Source organism: Streptomyces sp. NPDC051677, from assembly GCF_044453465.1.
Classification (GTDB): Bacteria; Actinomycetota; Actinomycetes; order Streptomycetales; family Streptomycetaceae; genus Streptomyces.
This window is the reverse complement of sequence record NZ_JBITCT010000021.1, coordinates 22,386-37,062: the sequence shown is the minus strand read 5'-3', so window position 1 is coordinate 37,062 and position 14,677 is coordinate 22,386. Positions and strand designations below refer to the sequence as shown.

12 protein-coding genes are annotated in these 14,677 nt (G+C 72.5%); 6 read left to right on the top strand and 6 right to left on the bottom strand.

Annotated elements, in window-relative coordinates; genetic code table 11:
• The first annotated feature begins 2 nt into the window (after nt 1–2).
• The 4 genes from ACIBAF_RS24610 to ACIBAF_RS24595 are packed head-to-tail and all read left to right on the top strand — an operon-like array spanning nt 3 to nt 3,073.
• The gene (locus ACIBAF_RS24610) at nt 3–746 is read left to right on the top strand and encodes an SRPBCC domain-containing protein (RefSeq protein WP_399465658.1); all 744 of its coding nucleotides are present in this window, start codon (nt 3–5) and stop codon (nt 744–746) included.
• The gene (locus tag ACIBAF_RS24605; RefSeq protein WP_399465657.1) at nt 746–922 is read left to right on the top strand and encodes a hypothetical protein; all 177 of its coding nucleotides are present in this window, start codon (nt 746–748) and stop codon (nt 920–922) included. The genes ACIBAF_RS24610 and ACIBAF_RS24605 overlap by 1 nt, the downstream gene beginning before the upstream one ends.
• Nucleotides 923–943: 21 nt before the next feature.
• A complete protein-coding gene (locus ACIBAF_RS24600; protein WP_399465656.1) occupies nt 944–1,732 on the top strand; it encodes a thioesterase II family protein in 789 nt (262 codons plus the stop codon).
• A 60-nt stretch (nt 1,733–1,792) separates the two neighbouring features.
• A complete protein-coding gene (locus ACIBAF_RS24595; RefSeq protein WP_399465655.1) occupies nt 1,793–3,073 on the top strand; it encodes a cytochrome P450 in 1,281 nt (426 codons plus the stop codon).
• A 127-nt stretch (nt 3,074–3,200) separates the two neighbouring features.
• Here the strand turns inward: ACIBAF_RS24595 and katG are convergent, their stop codons facing one another.
• The 3 genes from katG to ACIBAF_RS24580 form a co-directional block, all read right to left on the bottom strand.
• A complete protein-coding gene (gene katG, locus ACIBAF_RS24590) occupies nt 3,201–5,411 on the bottom strand; it encodes a catalase/peroxidase HPI (protein ID WP_399465654.1) in 2,211 nt (736 codons plus the stop codon).
• Between the two features lie 68 nt (nt 5,412–5,479).
• Nucleotides 5,480–5,917, bottom strand: coding sequence for a Fur family transcriptional regulator (locus tag ACIBAF_RS24585; protein ID WP_399465653.1), 438 nt, complete (start codon nt 5,915–5,917; stop codon nt 5,480–5,482).
• 153 nt (nt 5,918–6,070) lie between these two features.
• Nucleotides 6,071–7,276 carry a cysteine desulfurase-like protein gene (locus ACIBAF_RS24580; protein WP_399465652.1) on the bottom strand — a complete coding sequence of 402 codons (1,206 nt, stop codon included), beginning with the start codon at nt 7,274–7,276 and terminating at the stop codon, nt 6,071–6,073.
• A 144-nt stretch (nt 7,277–7,420) separates the two neighbouring features.
• Here ACIBAF_RS24580 and ACIBAF_RS24575 point away from each other — a divergent pair, with 144 nt between their 5' ends.
• A complete protein-coding gene (locus ACIBAF_RS24575) occupies nt 7,421–9,046 on the top strand; it encodes a bifunctional 3-(3-hydroxy-phenyl)propionate/3-hydroxycinnamic acid hydroxylase (protein ID WP_399465651.1) in 1,626 nt (541 codons plus the stop codon).
• A 19-nt stretch (nt 9,047–9,065) separates the two neighbouring features.
• Here ACIBAF_RS24575 and ACIBAF_RS24570 read toward each other — a convergent pair whose 3' ends face one another.
• The 3 genes from ACIBAF_RS24570 to ACIBAF_RS24560 form a co-directional block, all read right to left on the bottom strand.
• A complete protein-coding gene (locus ACIBAF_RS24570) occupies nt 9,066–9,749 on the bottom strand; it encodes a response regulator (protein WP_399465650.1) in 684 nt (227 codons plus the stop codon).
• A complete protein-coding gene (locus ACIBAF_RS24565; protein ID WP_399465649.1) occupies nt 9,746–10,984 on the bottom strand; it encodes a sensor histidine kinase in 1,239 nt (412 codons plus the stop codon). The genes ACIBAF_RS24570 and ACIBAF_RS24565 overlap by 4 nt, the downstream gene beginning before the upstream one ends.
• 146 nt (nt 10,985–11,130) lie before the next feature.
• Entirely contained in the window at nt 11,131–13,347 is a 2,217-nt protein-coding gene (locus ACIBAF_RS24560) for an MMPL family transporter (RefSeq protein WP_399465648.1), read from the bottom strand.
• 272 nt (nt 13,348–13,619) lie between these two features.
• On the opposite strand from ACIBAF_RS24560, the gene ACIBAF_RS24555 reads away from it, so the two are divergent.
• Entirely contained in the window at nt 13,620–14,426 is an 807-nt protein-coding gene (locus tag ACIBAF_RS24555) for a VOC family protein (protein WP_399465647.1), read from the top strand.
• Nucleotides 14,427–14,677: the final 251 nt, after the last annotated feature.

Genomic DNA, 14,677 nt, shown 5'->3' with positions numbered 1-14,677 from the left:
GTATGGCCCGCGAGTTCCGGGTGCGTCGCGAGCAGGTGCTGCCCGCGACACCCGAGCAGGTGTGGAGGGCGGTCGCCACCGGCGAGGGCAACCTCGGCTGGCTGTACCCGATGGACGTCGAACCGCGTGTCGGCGGCGCGGTGTCGCGGGGGCAGGCCACCGTCGTCGAGTGGGAGCCGCCCCGCAGGTTCGCCTGCCGGAGCGCCGACCAGGACGGCTTCAGCAACACCCTCGACTACACCGTCGTACCGCAGCAGGATGACGGAACCGCCCTGTTGTCGATGGGGATCCACTGGGTGCACACCGGCGCCGTGGACGACGGCTGGGACACCCGTGCCGACGCCGCCGAGAAGCACATCGACTTCTACCGGCACAGCCTCGCCGAGTACCTGCGGCACTTCTGCGGCCGCCGCGCCGCCTACGTCAAGGCCACCCGCCCCGACCCGGCCGTTCCCGGCAGCCTCACCGCCGTACGCGACCGGCTCGGACTGTCCGGGACGGCCGGCGCGGGAGACACCGTGAAAGTGACGCTGCCGGGGCGGGCCGGCGCCCCCGTCGAGGCGGTCGTCGACTTCCTCGACGCCGACTTCCTGGGCCTGCGCACCGCCGACGCCCTGTACCGCTTCTACGACGGAAGCGCCTGGAACTGGCCGGTGTGGCTCGGCCACCATCTCTTCGCACCGGATGCCGACGCCGACGACGCCACGCGCGCGTGGGACACCTGGCTGGCGGAGGTGGCCCCCTGATGGAGACGCCTCTGTACTCGGCCGAACTCGTCGAGGAGGACGGCGTGTTCAAGCTCGTCGTCACCGATCTGCGCCGGGACACCGTGCAGACCGCGCACGTCCCCAAACAGGCAGTGGACAAGCTGCCTTACTTCCTCTCGCTCCTCAACTCCCGCCGATTCAGCGCGTTTCGTTAACTCCAGGAGGACCGTCCGACCATGGCGCCGACCCACCTCACGACCGCCGCCGCGTTTCCCGCGCCCCGGCGGGCCCCGGCGGACCGGTGGTTCCGGGTGCACCGGTGCCGTGCGCCCCGGCCCGCCCGCCGCCTGCTGTGCTTCCCGCACGCCGGCGGCACCGCCCACCTCTTCCACGGCTGGCCCGCGCATCTGCCCGACGACGTCGAACTGCTCGCCGTGCGCTACCCGGGCCGCCAGGACCGCCTGGCCGAACCCTGCGTCGAGGACATGGGCGAACTGGCCGACGCCGTCACCGAGGCCCTCGCTCCGTACGCCGATCTGCCGCTCAGCCTGTTCGGCCACAGCATGGGCTCCGCCGTCGCCTACGAGGTGGCGCTGCGGTGGGAGGCGCGCGGTCTGCGTCCGGCGCAGCTGCTGGTCTCCGGGCGGGCCGCCCCGCACCGGGCCCGGCCGGCGGGCGTCGTCGACGGCGACGACGAGGCGCTGCTCGCCACGGTGCGGGGCCTCGGCGACTACCAGGCGGAGGCCTACGACATCCCCGAGCTCAGGGACCTGCTGCTGCCCGCCCTGCGCGCCGACTACCGCCTCATCGAGGCCTACCGCCCCGACCGTCCGGCGCCGCTGCGCACCCCCGTGACCGCCTACACGGGCCGGGACGACGCCAGTTGCCCGGCGCAGTGCGTCGGCGCCTGGGCGGAGCTCACCGAACCGGGCCGCTTCACGCTGCGCTCGTTCCCCGGCGACCACTTCTACCTGGTCCCGCACGAGGCGCAGCTGGTCGCGGACATCGCCGCCCGGCTCGGCTGACGGGATTCCCCGCACCGGCTCACGCGACTGAACAAGCTTGTACGACAAGGAAGTTGCCCCATGGCGAACACGCCCACGCCCTCCCCCCTCACCGCGTGCCCGCCCGGAGAGCTGTACCTCCTCGATCCCGAACTGCAGGCCGACCCAGCCGCCGGCTACGGCAAGGTCCGTGAGCAGGGCGCCGTGGTGCGCGGCTGGCTGACCGAGACCCACCCGGTGTGGCTGGTCACCCGCCACGACGACGTCCGCGACGGGCTGCGCGACAGCCGCTTCGTCAGCAGCCCCGCCGCCATCGAGGGGTACACCGGGGAGGACCCGCGCCGCGCCCTGGTGGACATGCTGAACCTGCCGGAGGAGGTCCAGAAGTACTTCCTCGTCTCGGCCCTGGACACCGACCCGCCGGACCACACCCGGGTGCGCGGAGCCGTCGGCCGGGGCTTCAGCGCCCGCCGTATGCAGGTCCTGCGGCCTCGCGTGGAGGAGCTCGCCGCGGAGATCCTCGACGACCTCCGCCGTCGCTCGGCCGACGGCGTCCTGGAACTGGTCGACGGCTACGCCTACCCGCTGGCCGTCACCGTCGTGTGCGAACTGGCGGGCGTTCCCGAGGAGGACCGTGCGGTCTTCCGCCGCTGGGGCGACGACATCCTGGTGAGGGAACCCGGCCGGCTGCGGGAGTCCTCCCCGGCCGTGGTCGACACGGTCCTGCGCCTGCTGGACGAGCGGCGCCGGGAGCCCGCCGACGACGTGCTGAGCGCCCTCGCCGCCGCCCGCGACGACGACAGGCACCGGCTGACGGAGGAGGAGGCCGTGGCGATGCTCCTCAACGTCGTCATGGCGGGCTACGACAACACCGCCCAGCTCGTCGTCAACAGCCTCGCCGCTCTGCTCACCCACCCCGACCAGCTGAAGCTCCTGCAGGCCGACCCGGGCCTGATGCCGAGCGCCGTCAACGAGTTCATCCGCTGGTGCGGGCCCGACATCATGGTGCGCATGCGCCTGGCCGCCGAGGACGTCGAGTTCCGCGGGACGCGCATCCGCAAGGGCGAGTGCGTCCAGTTCGTCCTGGTCTCCGCCAACCGCGATCCGCGCGTCTACGAGGACCCCGACCGCCTCGACATCACCCGCCGCCCGCACGACGGCTCCGAGGGGCACATCGGCTTCGGCCACGGCATCCACTACTGCCTCGGCGCCGTCCTGTCCCGTCTCCAGACCGAGATCGCCCTGGCCGCCCTGCTGTCCCGCCACCCGGGCCTGTGTCTCGCCGAGGGCCCGGAGAGCCTGCAGCGGACGGTCATCCCGGGGACGGCGCCCCGGCTGCCCCGGCTGGCGGCGCGCGTCTAGGACGACGGACGCGGCGGGGAACGCGCCGGGGCGCCCGGCTCGGCCTGTGCGGGCCGGGCCGGACGCCCCGGACGGTGCTGGATGCGCCGGGCGGGATCACGTACGCCGTGATCCCGACCGGTCGGGATCAGATCAGGTCGAACCGGTCGAGGTTGGAGACCTTGACCCACGCCGCGACGAAGTCGTTCACGAACTTCTCCTTCGCGTCGTCGCTCGCGTAGACCTCGGCCACCGCGCGCAGCTCGGAGTTCGAGCCGAAGACCAGGTCGGCGCGGGTGCCGGTCCACTTGACCTCGCCGGAGGCGTCGCGGCCCTCGAACGTGCTCTGGTCCGAGGACGTCGACGACCAGGTCGTCCCCAGGTCGAGCAGGTTGACGAAGAAGTCGTTCGTCAGCGTGCCCGGGGCGTCGGTGAAGACGCCGTGCGAGGACTGGGCGTGGTTGGCGCCCAGGACGCGCAGGCCGCCGACGAGGACGGTCAGCTCGGGGGCGGTCAGCGTGAGCAGGTTGGCCCGGTCGAGCAGCAGGTACTCGGCGGGGAGGCGGTTGCCCTTGCCGAGGTAGTTGCGGAAGCCGTCGGAGGTCGGCTCCAGCGCGGCGAACGACTCGGGGTCGGTGTGCTCCTCGGTCGCGTCGACACGGCCCGGCGTGAAGGGGACCTCCACGTCGACGCCGGCGTCCTTGGCGGCCTTCTCGACCGCGGCGCCACCGCCGAGGACGATCAGGTCGGCGAGGGAGACCTTCTTGCCGCCGGAGTTGAACTCCTGCTGGATGCCTTCGAGGACCCGCAGCACCTGCGCGAGCTGGTCGGGGTCGTTGGCCTCCCAGCTGCGCTGCGGCTCCAGGCGGATGCGGGCACCGTTGGCGCCGCCGCGCTTGTCGCTGCCGCGGAAGGTGGAGGCGGACGCCCACGCGACGGACACGAGCTGCGAGACGGTCAGGTCCGAGGCGAGGATCTTGGCCTTGAGGGCCGCGATGTCCTCGGCGCCGATGACCTCGCCCGTGGCCTGCGGCAGCGGGTCCTGCCACAGCAGGGTCTCCGCCGGGACCTCCGGGCCGAGGTACAGGGACTTCGGGCCCAGGTCGCGGTGGGTCAGCTTGTACCAGGCGCGGGCGAAGGCGTCCGCGAACTCGGCCGGGTTCTCGTGGAAGCGGCGCGAGATCTCACCGTAGATCGGGTCGAAGCGCAGCGAGAGGTCGGTGGTGAGCATCGTGGGGAGCTTCTTGGAGTCGCTGTGGGCGTCGGGGATGATCGCCTCGGCGTCCTTGGCCACCCACTGGTTGGCGCCGGCGGGGCTCTGGGTCAGCTCCCACTCGTAGCCGAAGAGGATGTCGAAGAAGTCGTTGCTCCACTGGGTGGGCTTGGTGGTCCAGGTCACCTCAAGGCCGGAGGTGATGGCGTCGCCGCCCTTGCCGGTGCCGTAGCTGCTCTTCCAGCCGAGGCCCTGCTGCTCGAGGGAGGCGGCCTCGGGGTCGTCGCCGACGTTGTCCGCCGGGCCCGCGCCGTGGGTCTTGCCGAAGGTGTGGCCACCGGCGATGAGGGCGACGGTCTCCTCGTCGTTCATCGCCATCCGGCGGAACGTCTCACGGATGTCGCGGGCCGCGGCCAGCGGGTCCGGGTTGCCGTTGGGGCCCTCGGGGTTGACGTAGATGAGGCCCATCTGGACGGCGCCGAGGGGGTTCTCCAGCTCGCGGTCGCCGGTGTAGCGCTGGTCGTCGAGCCAGGTGGTCTCGGGGCCCCAGTACACGTCCTCGTCGGCCTCCCAGACATCGGCGCGGCCGCCGCCGAAGCCGAAGGTGGTGAAGCCCATCGTCTCCAGCGCGACGTTGCCCGTGAGGATCATGAGGTCGGCCCAGGAGATGGACTGGCCGTACTTCTTCTTGACCGGCCACAGCAGACGGCGGGCCTTGTCCAGGTTGCCGTTGTCCGGCCAGCTGTTCAGCGGCGCGAAGCGCTGCTGACCGCGGCCGCCACCGCCGCGACCGTCGCTGATGCGGTAGGTGCCGGCGCTGTGCCAGGCCATCCGGATCATCAGCGGGCCGTAGTTGCCGAAGTCCGCTGGCCACCAGTCCTGCGAAGTGGTCAGCACTTCGGCGATGTCCTGTTTGACGGCCGCGAGGTCGAGGGACGCGAACGCCTCGGCATAGTCGAAGTCCGCACCCAGCGGGTTCGCGACCACCGGGTCCTTCGCCAGGATCTTCAGGTTGAGCCGCTCCGGCCACCACTGGCGGTTTCCGCCGCCCTGGGTCGGGTGCGCGGCGCGACCGTGCGCGACCGGGCAGCCACCTGCCTCCGCCGCCTTGGGGTCGGTCACGATCGCATCATGGTTCTCGGTCATGGGGGAATCCTTCTGGGCTGGTCGGATCACATGAATCACGTGCCGCGGCGCTCGGGTGCTGCGGCTGCTCAGGTACTGCCGGCGGTGGAACAGGCGGGGCACATGCCCCAGTAGATGACCTCGGCCTCGTCTATGGAGAAGCCGCGGTCGTCGGCGGCGGTCAGACAGGGGGCGTGGCCGACCGCGCAGTCGACGTCGACGACGACGCCGCACGAGCGGCACACCAGGTGGTGGTGGTTGTCCCCGACGCGCCCCTCGAACCGGGCCGGGCTGCCCGGCGGCTCGATACGGCGCACCAGTCCTGCCGTGGTCAACGCGTGCAGGGCTTCGTACACGGCCTGCAGGGAGATGTGGCCCACGCGGTCGCGCACGCCCGTGGCGATCGCCTCGACGCCGAGGTGATCGCCGCCGCGGACGGTCTCGAGCAGGGCGACACGGGCGGCCGTCACCCGCAGGCCGACACCGCGCAGCGCCTCCGCGGTGGTCGGTGTACGGGGTGCTGTCATGCCGCCGAACCTACTTCATAAACACGAACGATTCAAGAAAACGAACAGTGCAAGTCTGGGAAACGGCGCAGGTCGGGGAGAGGAAGCCGGAGGAGGCCGGGGGAGGCCGGGGGAAGCCGGGGGGAAGCCGGAGGGGGCCGAAAGAAGCCGTGGTCAGAGGAACGAGGCGAGGCCGTCGAGGAGCCGGTCGACGTCCTCGGCGTCGGTGTAGGGCGCGAGTCCCACCCGCAGCGCGGGGTCGTGGAGCTTCAGCGCGGTGAAGGGCTCGTAGGCGTAGAAGGACCCGGCCGGGGCGACGACCCCTCGGGCGGCCAGGTGCGCCTGTGCCTCGCGCGCGTCCCGGCCCTCCAGGGTCATCAGGACGGTCGGGGTGCGGTCCGGCGCCTTCGAGTGGACGGTGACGGCGTCGCCCAGCGCGCGCAGCCCGTCCTCCACCCGGGCGCGCAGCGCGTTCTCGTGCGCGTGCAAGGACGCCAGCGAGCGTGCCAGCCGCTCCCTGCGCGACGCCCCCGCGGTCTGCGTCGCGTCCATCTCGGCCAGGAAGTCCACGGCGGCGGTGGCGCCCGCCAGGATCTCGTAGGGCAGCGTCCCGAACTCGAAGCGCTCCGGCACCGCGTTCGTGGACGGCAGCAGCTTGTCCGGCTCCAGGGCTTCGAGCAGGTCGGGGGATCCGGTGAGCACACCGCAGTGCGGTCCGAGGAACTTGTACGGCGAGCAGACGAACAGGTCCGCCCCCAGCGCGGGCACGTCCACCAGGTGGTGCGCGGCGAAGTGCACCCCGTCCACGTACAGCAGGGCGCCCACCTCGTGGGCCCGGTCGGCGATCCGGCGCACGGGCGGCTTGGTGCCCAGCACGTTCGACGCCGCCGTCACCGCGACCAGCCGCGTCCGCGGCGACAGCGCCCGCTCGTAGGAGTCGAGGTCGAGTTCCGTGGTCCCGGCGTCGATCTCGATCCAGCGGACCGTGACCCCGGCGTGCTCGGCCGCCTGTATCCAGGGGCGCACGTTGGCGTCGTGATCCAGACGGCTGACGACGATCTCGTCGCCGGCCCGCCAGTCCTTGGCCAGGTGCCGGGAGAAGTCGTACGTGAGCTGGGTGGCGCTGCGCCCGTGCACGACGCTGCTCGCGGGGACGCCGAGCAGGTCGGCGTAGGCGGCGCGGAAGTCGGCGACGGCCTGTTCGGCGTTGCGTTCGGACGGGCTGACGAGACCCCGGTTGGACAGGGGGCCGGTCAGCGTCCTGGTGACGGCCTCGGCGACGGGGGCGGGGGTCTGGGTCCCGCCCGGTCCGTCGAAGAAGGCGAGGCCGTGGGTGAGGGAGGGGAAGTGGGCGCGGAGGGCGGCGACGTCGATGGCCATGGCCCAGACTCTGGCATCCGGGATCGGGGCCCACCAGCACATCGCGCCGGTTCGACCGGATCGCGCCGCCCCGAGAAAAACCGTCAGACCCTTGACTGTCTTGGTTTTGACAAATACGTTCCGTCGAGTCGGAAGGGGCTGCAGGTGACCGAGCACAACGAGACCGCCGAGAACTTCGACGCCGACGTGGTGATCGTCGGGCTGGGCCCGGTCGGCGCCACGGCCGCGAACCTCGCTCACGACCTGGGGCTCCGCGTCGTCGCGTTCGACCGGGCCGCGGAGATCGAGAAGCGGCCCCGGGCCATCGGGTTCGACCAGGAGGCGATGCGCGTCTTCGCCGGCCTCGGGCTGGCCGAGGCGATCGCCGACCACACCATGCCGTACCGGCCTTCCGAGTACCGCAACGCCGACGGGCGGGTCATCAAGCGCATCGGCGCCGCGCCCCCGCCCCACCTCCTCGGCTGGGCCCCCAACTACGTCTTCGACCAGCCCCACCTGGAAGGCGCCCTGCGCCGACGACTGGAACGGTCCGACGGCGTCGACGTCCACCTCGGCACGGAGGTGACGGACGTGCGCCTCGACGACGACGGCGCCGCCGTGGACGCGGTCGACGCGGCAGGGCGCCCCCGCACGGTGCGCACGCGGTACGTGCTGGCCTGCGACGGCGGCGCGAGCCCGTCGCGCAGACGCCTCGGCCTGCGGATGGACGACCTGGAGTTCGACCAGCCGTGGCTGGTCGTGGACCTGCTCCTGCGCCCCGGCGCCGGGGCCGGGCTGCCGCGGACGAACGTCCAGTACTGCGAGCCGGCCCGGCCCAGCACCTTCGTCGTGGGTCCCGGGAACCACCGCCGCTGGGAGTTCATGATCAACCCGGGCGAGCGGCCCGAGGACGTGTCCGACCCGGACGTCATCCGCGCCCTGCTGTCGCGCTGGCTGGCTCCCGGGGAGTACGACCTGTGGCGGGCCTCCGCCTACCGCTTCCACGCCCTGGTGCTGACGCAGTGGCGCGTGCGGCGGCTGTTCCTCCTCGGCGACGCGGCGCACATGACCCCGCCGTTCCTCGCGCAGGGCATGTGCCAGGGCATCCGGGACGCGGCCAACCTGATGTGGAAGCTCGCCCTGCGCCTGCGCGCCGGCGCCGACGACGCGCTGCTGGACACCTACCAGCGGGAGCGCGAGCCGCACGTCCGCCAAGTCACCCTCACGGCAAAGGAGTTCGGTCACGTCATCTGCGAACGCGACGCCGGCCTGGCCGCCGAACGGGACGCCGGCCTGCTGGCGGAACTGGCCGCCCGGCCCGAGGGAACCGTCCGGCAGTCCCTGATCCCCGGACTGCACGCGGGCTTCCTCGCACCGCAGGGGTTCCCCGCGCGCGGCGACCTCCTGCCGCAGCCGAGGGTGACGGACGCCCGGTCCGGCGCCGGCCTGCTCGACGAGTTCACCGGGAGCTCCTTCCGGCTTGTGCTGCGACACGACACGGACCGGGCCGCGGCCGAGTCCGCCCTGCGCGCCCACCTGTACGAGGGCGGCTTCCCGCTCCGCCTCGTCCGTCTCGTCGACGCCGGCCGGGGCGCCGCGCCCGCCGGACCGGACGAGTACCGCGAGGAACAGCCAGTCCTGGACGGCTGGTTGCGCCGGCAGTCGTGCGTGGCCGTACTGGCCCGCCCCGACCACTATGTCTTCGGCGGCGTCCGCTCGACCGACGACCTCGGCGCCCTGCTCGCCGCCGCCCGCCGGCAACTGCGCACAGCGGCACCGGAGTCCGCTTGACCGGTCGGCACCCGCCGACTCAACCGCCTTGCTGCGGAGGGGGTTTGACCAGCCCGCTCTGGTAGGCGATGACGACGAGTTGGGCGCGGTCGCGGGCGTGGAGTTTGGTCATGGCGCGTTGGATGTGGCTGCGCACGGTCAGCGGGCTCAGGACCAGCTCGACGGCGATCTCGGCATTCGACCTGCCGTGCGCGGCCAGGGCCATCACCTCGCGTTCGCGGTCGGTGAGGGCCTTGAGGACGTCGGGGAGGGCGAGGGAGTCGTCGGTGTCCGGGGTGGCCAGAAAGCGGGTGATGAGGGCCTGGGTGGCGGTGGGGGAGAGCAGGGAGTCGCCGGCCGCGACCGTGCGGACGGCCGACAGCAGGACGTCGGGGCTGACGCCCTTGCCGAGGAAGCCGCTCGCGCCGGCCCGCAGGGCCTTGGCGACGTTCCGGTCGTTCTCGAAGGTGGTGAGGATCAGGATCCGGGTGTCCGACAGCTCCGGTCGGGCGCAGATGGCGGCGGTGGCCGCCACACCGTCGAGGTTCGGCATCCGGATGTCCATGATGACCACGTCGGGCCGGTGGGTCGCGGTGAGGTCGACGGCCTCCTGTCCGTCCGCGGCCTCCGCGACGACGGTCAGGTCCTCGACCGAGTCGATGAGGATGCGGAAGGTGGCCCGCAGCAGGGCCTGGTCGTCGGCGAGCAGAACGCGGATGGTCATGAGGCGGGGCCTTCGGGATCGCTGTCGTCGGGGCTGTCGTCGCTGTCGCTGTCGCTGTCGTCGTCGTTGCGGAGCGGAAGGGCGCAGGCGACCTCGAAGCCGCCCTGCGGGCGGTGGCCGGCGTGGAAGGTGCCGCCCGCGGACGTGGCCCGCTCGCGCATCCCGAGCAGGCCGAAGCCGCCGCCGGGAGCGGACGGCGCCGCCGGGCGGTCCGCGCCGGTCGCGTTGGCGACGGTCAGGGTCAGGTAGTGAGGGGTGTAGCCGAGCCGGACCTGTGCGGTGCGGGTCGTGGCGTGCTTGGTGACGTTGGTGACGGCTTCCTGGATGATCCGGTACGCCGTCAGGTCGAGGACGGGGCTGAGGCGGCGCGGCTCTCCCTCGACGGTGACCGTCACCTCCAGGCCGACCGCCGAGCAGCCGTCCACCAGCTCGGGCAGCTGTCCCAGCCCGGGGGCGGGGGCCAGCTCGTCCGCCGGGTCGGTGTCCTCGCGCAGCAACCCCACGGTGGCCTTGAGCTCGCGCAGCGCCGCTGCCGTCGTCTCCGGCAGCTTCGCGATGATCTCGAAGGCCTTGCCGGGGTCGGTCCGGGAGAGGTGGGCGGCGGTGCCGGCTTGGGCGTCGGCCAGCGTCAGGTGATGGGCGACCACGTCGTGCAGCTCCCGGGCGATGCGCATGCGTTCCTGGATCACCCGGTGCCGTGCCTCCTCCTCGCGCTGCCGGTCGGCGTGCTCGGCACGGGCCACCGCGTACTCGCGGCGCACCCGGACGTACGCGCCGACGGCCGCCGACAGCAGCACCCAGGCCGTCGGGTTGCCGATCGCGAGGACCGGCGAGTGGAGGAACGACGGGACGAACAGACCGGTGACGGCGATGCCGGCGGTGGCCGCCAGCGCGCTGTTCCAGGTGATGCGGCGGGGACTGCGCAGGCTCGTGGAGTACTGCGCGACCAGGAGCGGGCCCATCACCCCGGGAGTCAGGAGGTAGCCCAGCGCCGCCAGAGCCATCGTGCACAGCAGGACCGCGGCGAGGACGTACAGGGGGCGGTCACGGCGCCAGGCCAGCGCGCCGCACCCGACGGCGGCGAGCGCGACGCCGGGCCACAGCGCCGGCGTCTCGGACATCACCGTCCGGGTGAGGAGGACGCCGGCGACCGTGAGAGCGAACAACAGGACCAACGCCGTCGCCTCGACGGTTTTCGGACGGGTCGCCGCTCGACGCCGCCAGCTGGTGTTCATCACGCTCCGGGGAAGGGTCCGACATTCATGCTCACACACGGCAGGTCGCGGCGCCGTCGTCCACGGCGCCGCGACCTGCCGCACGGCCGTACGGGGAGTACGGGGAGTACGGGGAGTACGGGGAGTACGGGACCGGGACACGGGGCTCAGATACGGGCCGGTTCCTGCGGCGCGGGCTCGCTGCCCGCCGGCGCGCCGGAGAGCTCCCGCGACGCGGTGAGCCCGGCCCCCTCGACGTCCACGTGCGGCAGCAGCCGGTCGAGCCACCGGGGCAGCCACCACGCCCTGTCGCCGAGCAGCGCCAGCACCGCCGGCACCAGCGCCATACGGACCACGAAGGCGTCGAACAGCACCGCGACCGCGAGACCGAAACCGATCGTCTTGATCATCGACTCGTCGGCGCCGACGAACCCGGAGAACACCGCGATCATGATCACCGCCGCCGCGACGACCACCCGCGCACTGTGCCGGAAACCGGTCACGACCGCCTGGGGGGCCCGGTCCCCGTGGACGTACGCCTCACGCATCCGGGCCACCAGGAACACCTCGTAGTCCATCGCCAGGCCGAACACGATGCCCACCAGGAAGATCGGCATCAGGCTCATGATCGGACCGGTCTGCTCCACGCCGAGCAGCTGCGCGCCCCAGCCCCACTGGAAGACCGCCACGACGGAGCCGAGGGCGGCCAGCACCGACAGCAGGAACCCGAACGCCGCCTTGACGGGCACGAGCACGGAACGGAAGACCACCAGCAGCAGGAGCAGCGCGAGCGCGACGATGACGCTCAGATAGGGCACGAGCGCGTCCTGCAGGGCCTGCGCGACGTCGATGTCCATCGCGGTGCTGCCGGTGACCTCGAACGTCGCCCCCGTCGTGCGCTCCAGCCCGGGGCGCTTCGCGCGGATGGTCTGGACGAGGTCCTTGGTGCGCTCGTCGTTGGGGCCGGTGGCGGGCACGGCCGAGAACAGCGCCGTGTCGCCGGCCTGGTTGAACCGAGCCGGAGACACGGACACGACGCCGTGCGTCGCGCCGATCTCCTGGGCGATCTCGGTCGCGGCCGCCTTGGCATCGTCCGCTCCCCTGACGTCCGCCACGATCGTCAGCGGTCCGTTGAAGCCCGCGCCGAAGCCGTCCGCGAGCGCGTCGTAGGCGCGCCGTTCCGTGGACGAGACGGGCTTGGACTCCGCCCCCGGCATGCCCATCTCCAGGTGCGTGGCCGGCAGCGCCAGGGCGCCCAGGCCCGCGATGCACACCAGCAGCACGGCCAGCGGGCGGCGCAGCACGAACCGCGCCCACCGGGAACCGCCGTTGTCGGCCGGCCGAGCCGGGCCGCCGCCCTTGCGCGCACGACGCGAGAGCACGGCGTCCGGCCACATGCCGAGCAGCGCGGGGACCAGGGTGAGGGCGATCAGGACGGCGACGACCACGGCGCCCGCGGCGCACAGGCCCATCTTGGTCAGCATCGGAACGCCGACCACCGACAGGCCCGCCAGCGCGATGACGACGGTGAGGCCTGCGAAGACCACGGCGGAGCCGGCCGTGCCGACGGCGAGGCCGGTCGCCTCGCGCGGTCCGTGGCCGCCCGCGCGTTCCTCCCGGTAGCGGGAGACCACGAACAGGGCGTAGTCGATGCCGACCGCCAGTCCCAGCATCGTCGCGAGCGTTCCGGTCGTCAGGGACAGGCCGAAGACGCTGCCGAGGGCCATGATCGAGGCCATGCTGATCCCCACGCCTATGACGGCGGTGAGCAGCGGGAGACCGGCGGCCGCGAGGGAACCGAAGGTGATCAGCAGGACGACGGCGGCCAGCGCGATGCCGACGGCCTCGGAGGAGCCGCCCGCCGCCGGCTGCTCGGCGAGCGCCGTGCCCCCGACCTCGACCGTGAGGCCCGACGCGCGCGCCACGTCGACGGCCTTCTCCAGGGCCGCCTTGTCGGCGTCGGTGAGATCGGCGGCCTTGACCTTGTAGTTCACCGTGGCGTAGGCGGTGGAGCCGTCCTTGCTCACCGCGCCCGCCGTGAACGGGCTCACGGCGCTCGCGACCTGGGGCTCGTCGGCGGCCTCCGTCACGAGCGCGTCGATGGCGGCCCGGTGCCCGGCCGCGGTCACCTTCTCGCCGTCGGGGGCGACGAACACGATGCGCGCGCCCGCCCCGTTGGCGTCCGAGCCGGGGAAACGCTCTCCGATCAGGTCGAACGCCTTCTGCGCCTCGATGCCGGGCATGAAGGACGTGCCGTTGTCGGAGGCGGCGGGAGCCTTGGCGGCGCCGAACGCGACGGCGCCGAGGATCACCGTCCAGAGCAACGCCACGAGCCAACGCCGCTGGAAGGCGGTCCGGCCCATCCGGTACAGGAAGGTAGCCACGAGAAACGGATCTCCAGGTCTGGGTTCGGGTGGACCACCAGCCTGGCCTGCGGGGGTGCGCCGGGGCATCGTGCTCGTGCTCGCACTCCCGCCTGGTGCCGACGCACCAAGTGACGCCCGCTTGTCATCCCCAAGGAGGAGAGCCGGATACCGCCCGAGCATGAGACGGGGGCCTGCACGCGCGGTCCGGAGCCGCTCCGCCGACGCGCGATTGTCGGTGCCGGATGCCAGGCTGAGGTGACAGGACTTGCGACCTGCGAAAGGGAAACGCCGTGATCACCACCGACCTCACTCCCGGCTCCCCCTGCTGGATCGACCTCGGCGCCCCCGACGTCCGAGCCGCCGCGGACTTCTACGGTGCGGTTCTGGGCTGGGAGTACGAGCCCATGGGGGGCGAGGGGGAGGAGATGCAGGGCGGGATGTTCCGCAAGGACGGCAAGACCGTCGCCGGGCTCGGCAAGCTGACCGAGGAGGGTGCGCGCTCCGCCTGGATGATCTACTTCACCGTCACCGACGCGGACGCCACGAGCCAGGCCGTGGAGCGCGGCGGCGGCACGGTGCGGGTTCCTACGCGGGACCTCGAGGACTGGGGCCGGATGGCACAGTTCAACGACCCGCTGGGCGGCCAGTTCGCCGTCTGGCAGCCGGGCAAGGACTCGGGCTTCGACCTGGCGGACAAGCCGGGCTCGCTGTCCTGGACCGAGCTGTACACGAGCGATGCCGGGGCCGCCAAGGAGTTCTACGGCGGTGTCTTCGGCTGGCAGTTCGGCGACATGGAGCTGCCGGGCGGCGGGGGCACGTACACCCTCATCACGCCCGCCGGTCAGCCCGAGGAGCGCATGCAGGGCGGCCTCATGGAGGTCGCGAAGGAGGACCTCGCCCTGGCGCACGGGCGGCCGTACTGGCACCCGGTCTTCGCCGTCGCCGACTGCGACGCGGCGGTCGCCAGGGTCAACGGGAACGGCGGCAGCGTGCAGATGGGACCGGCGGACGCGGAGGGCGTCGGCCGGCTGGCCGTCTGCCTCGACCCGTCGAACGCGGACTTCGTGCTGCTCACGCCGACCGAGGCGACGAGCTAGGGCGTGTTTCGAACATCCCGTCTGCCCGGCGGTGCGCTGTGACGCGGGCCGGTGGTGCGGGCCGGTGATGCGGGCCACTTGGCGGGCGAGAGCGCGATCACGCCAGGTGGGGCGGTATTGGCCATGAACCCGACACACGGTACCGTCACTCTGATATCGACGACGGCATCACGGAAGCCGGTGGGAACCCGGCACGGTCGCGCCACTGTGGTCGGTGCGCCCCTCTCGACGGGGCGCATCGCGAGTCAGAC

What these genes read in the sequence shown, in the direction of transcription:
- ACIBAF_RS24610 (WP_399465658.1), top strand. Translation starts at nt 3, where the DNA reads ATGGCCCGCGAGTTCCGGGTGCGTCGCGAGCAGGTGCTGCCCGCGACA.
- ACIBAF_RS24605 (WP_399465657.1), top strand. Translation starts at nt 746, where the DNA reads ATGGAGACGCCTCTGTACTCGGCCGAACTCGTCGAGGAGGACGGCGTG.
- ACIBAF_RS24600 (WP_399465656.1), top strand. Translation starts at nt 944, where the DNA reads ATGGCGCCGACCCACCTCACGACCGCCGCCGCGTTTCCCGCGCCCCGG.
- ACIBAF_RS24595 (WP_399465655.1), top strand. Translation starts at nt 1,793, where the DNA reads ATGGCGAACACGCCCACGCCCTCCCCCCTCACCGCGTGCCCGCCCGGA.
- katG (WP_399465654.1), bottom strand. Translation starts at nt 5,411, where the DNA reads ATGACCGAGAACCATGATGCGATCGTGACCGACCCCAAGGCGGCGGAG.
- ACIBAF_RS24585 (WP_399465653.1), bottom strand. Translation starts at nt 5,917, where the DNA reads ATGACAGCACCCCGTACACCGACCACCGCGGAGGCGCTGCGCGGTGTC.
- ACIBAF_RS24580 (WP_399465652.1), bottom strand. Translation starts at nt 7,276, where the DNA reads ATGGCCATCGACGTCGCCGCCCTCCGCGCCCACTTCCCCTCCCTCACC.
- ACIBAF_RS24570 (WP_399465650.1), bottom strand. Translation starts at nt 9,749, where the DNA reads ATGACCATCCGCGTTCTGCTCGCCGACGACCAGGCCCTGCTGCGGGCC.
- ACIBAF_RS24565 (WP_399465649.1), bottom strand. Translation starts at nt 10,984, where the DNA reads ATGAACACCAGCTGGCGGCGTCGAGCGGCGACCCGTCCGAAAACCGTC.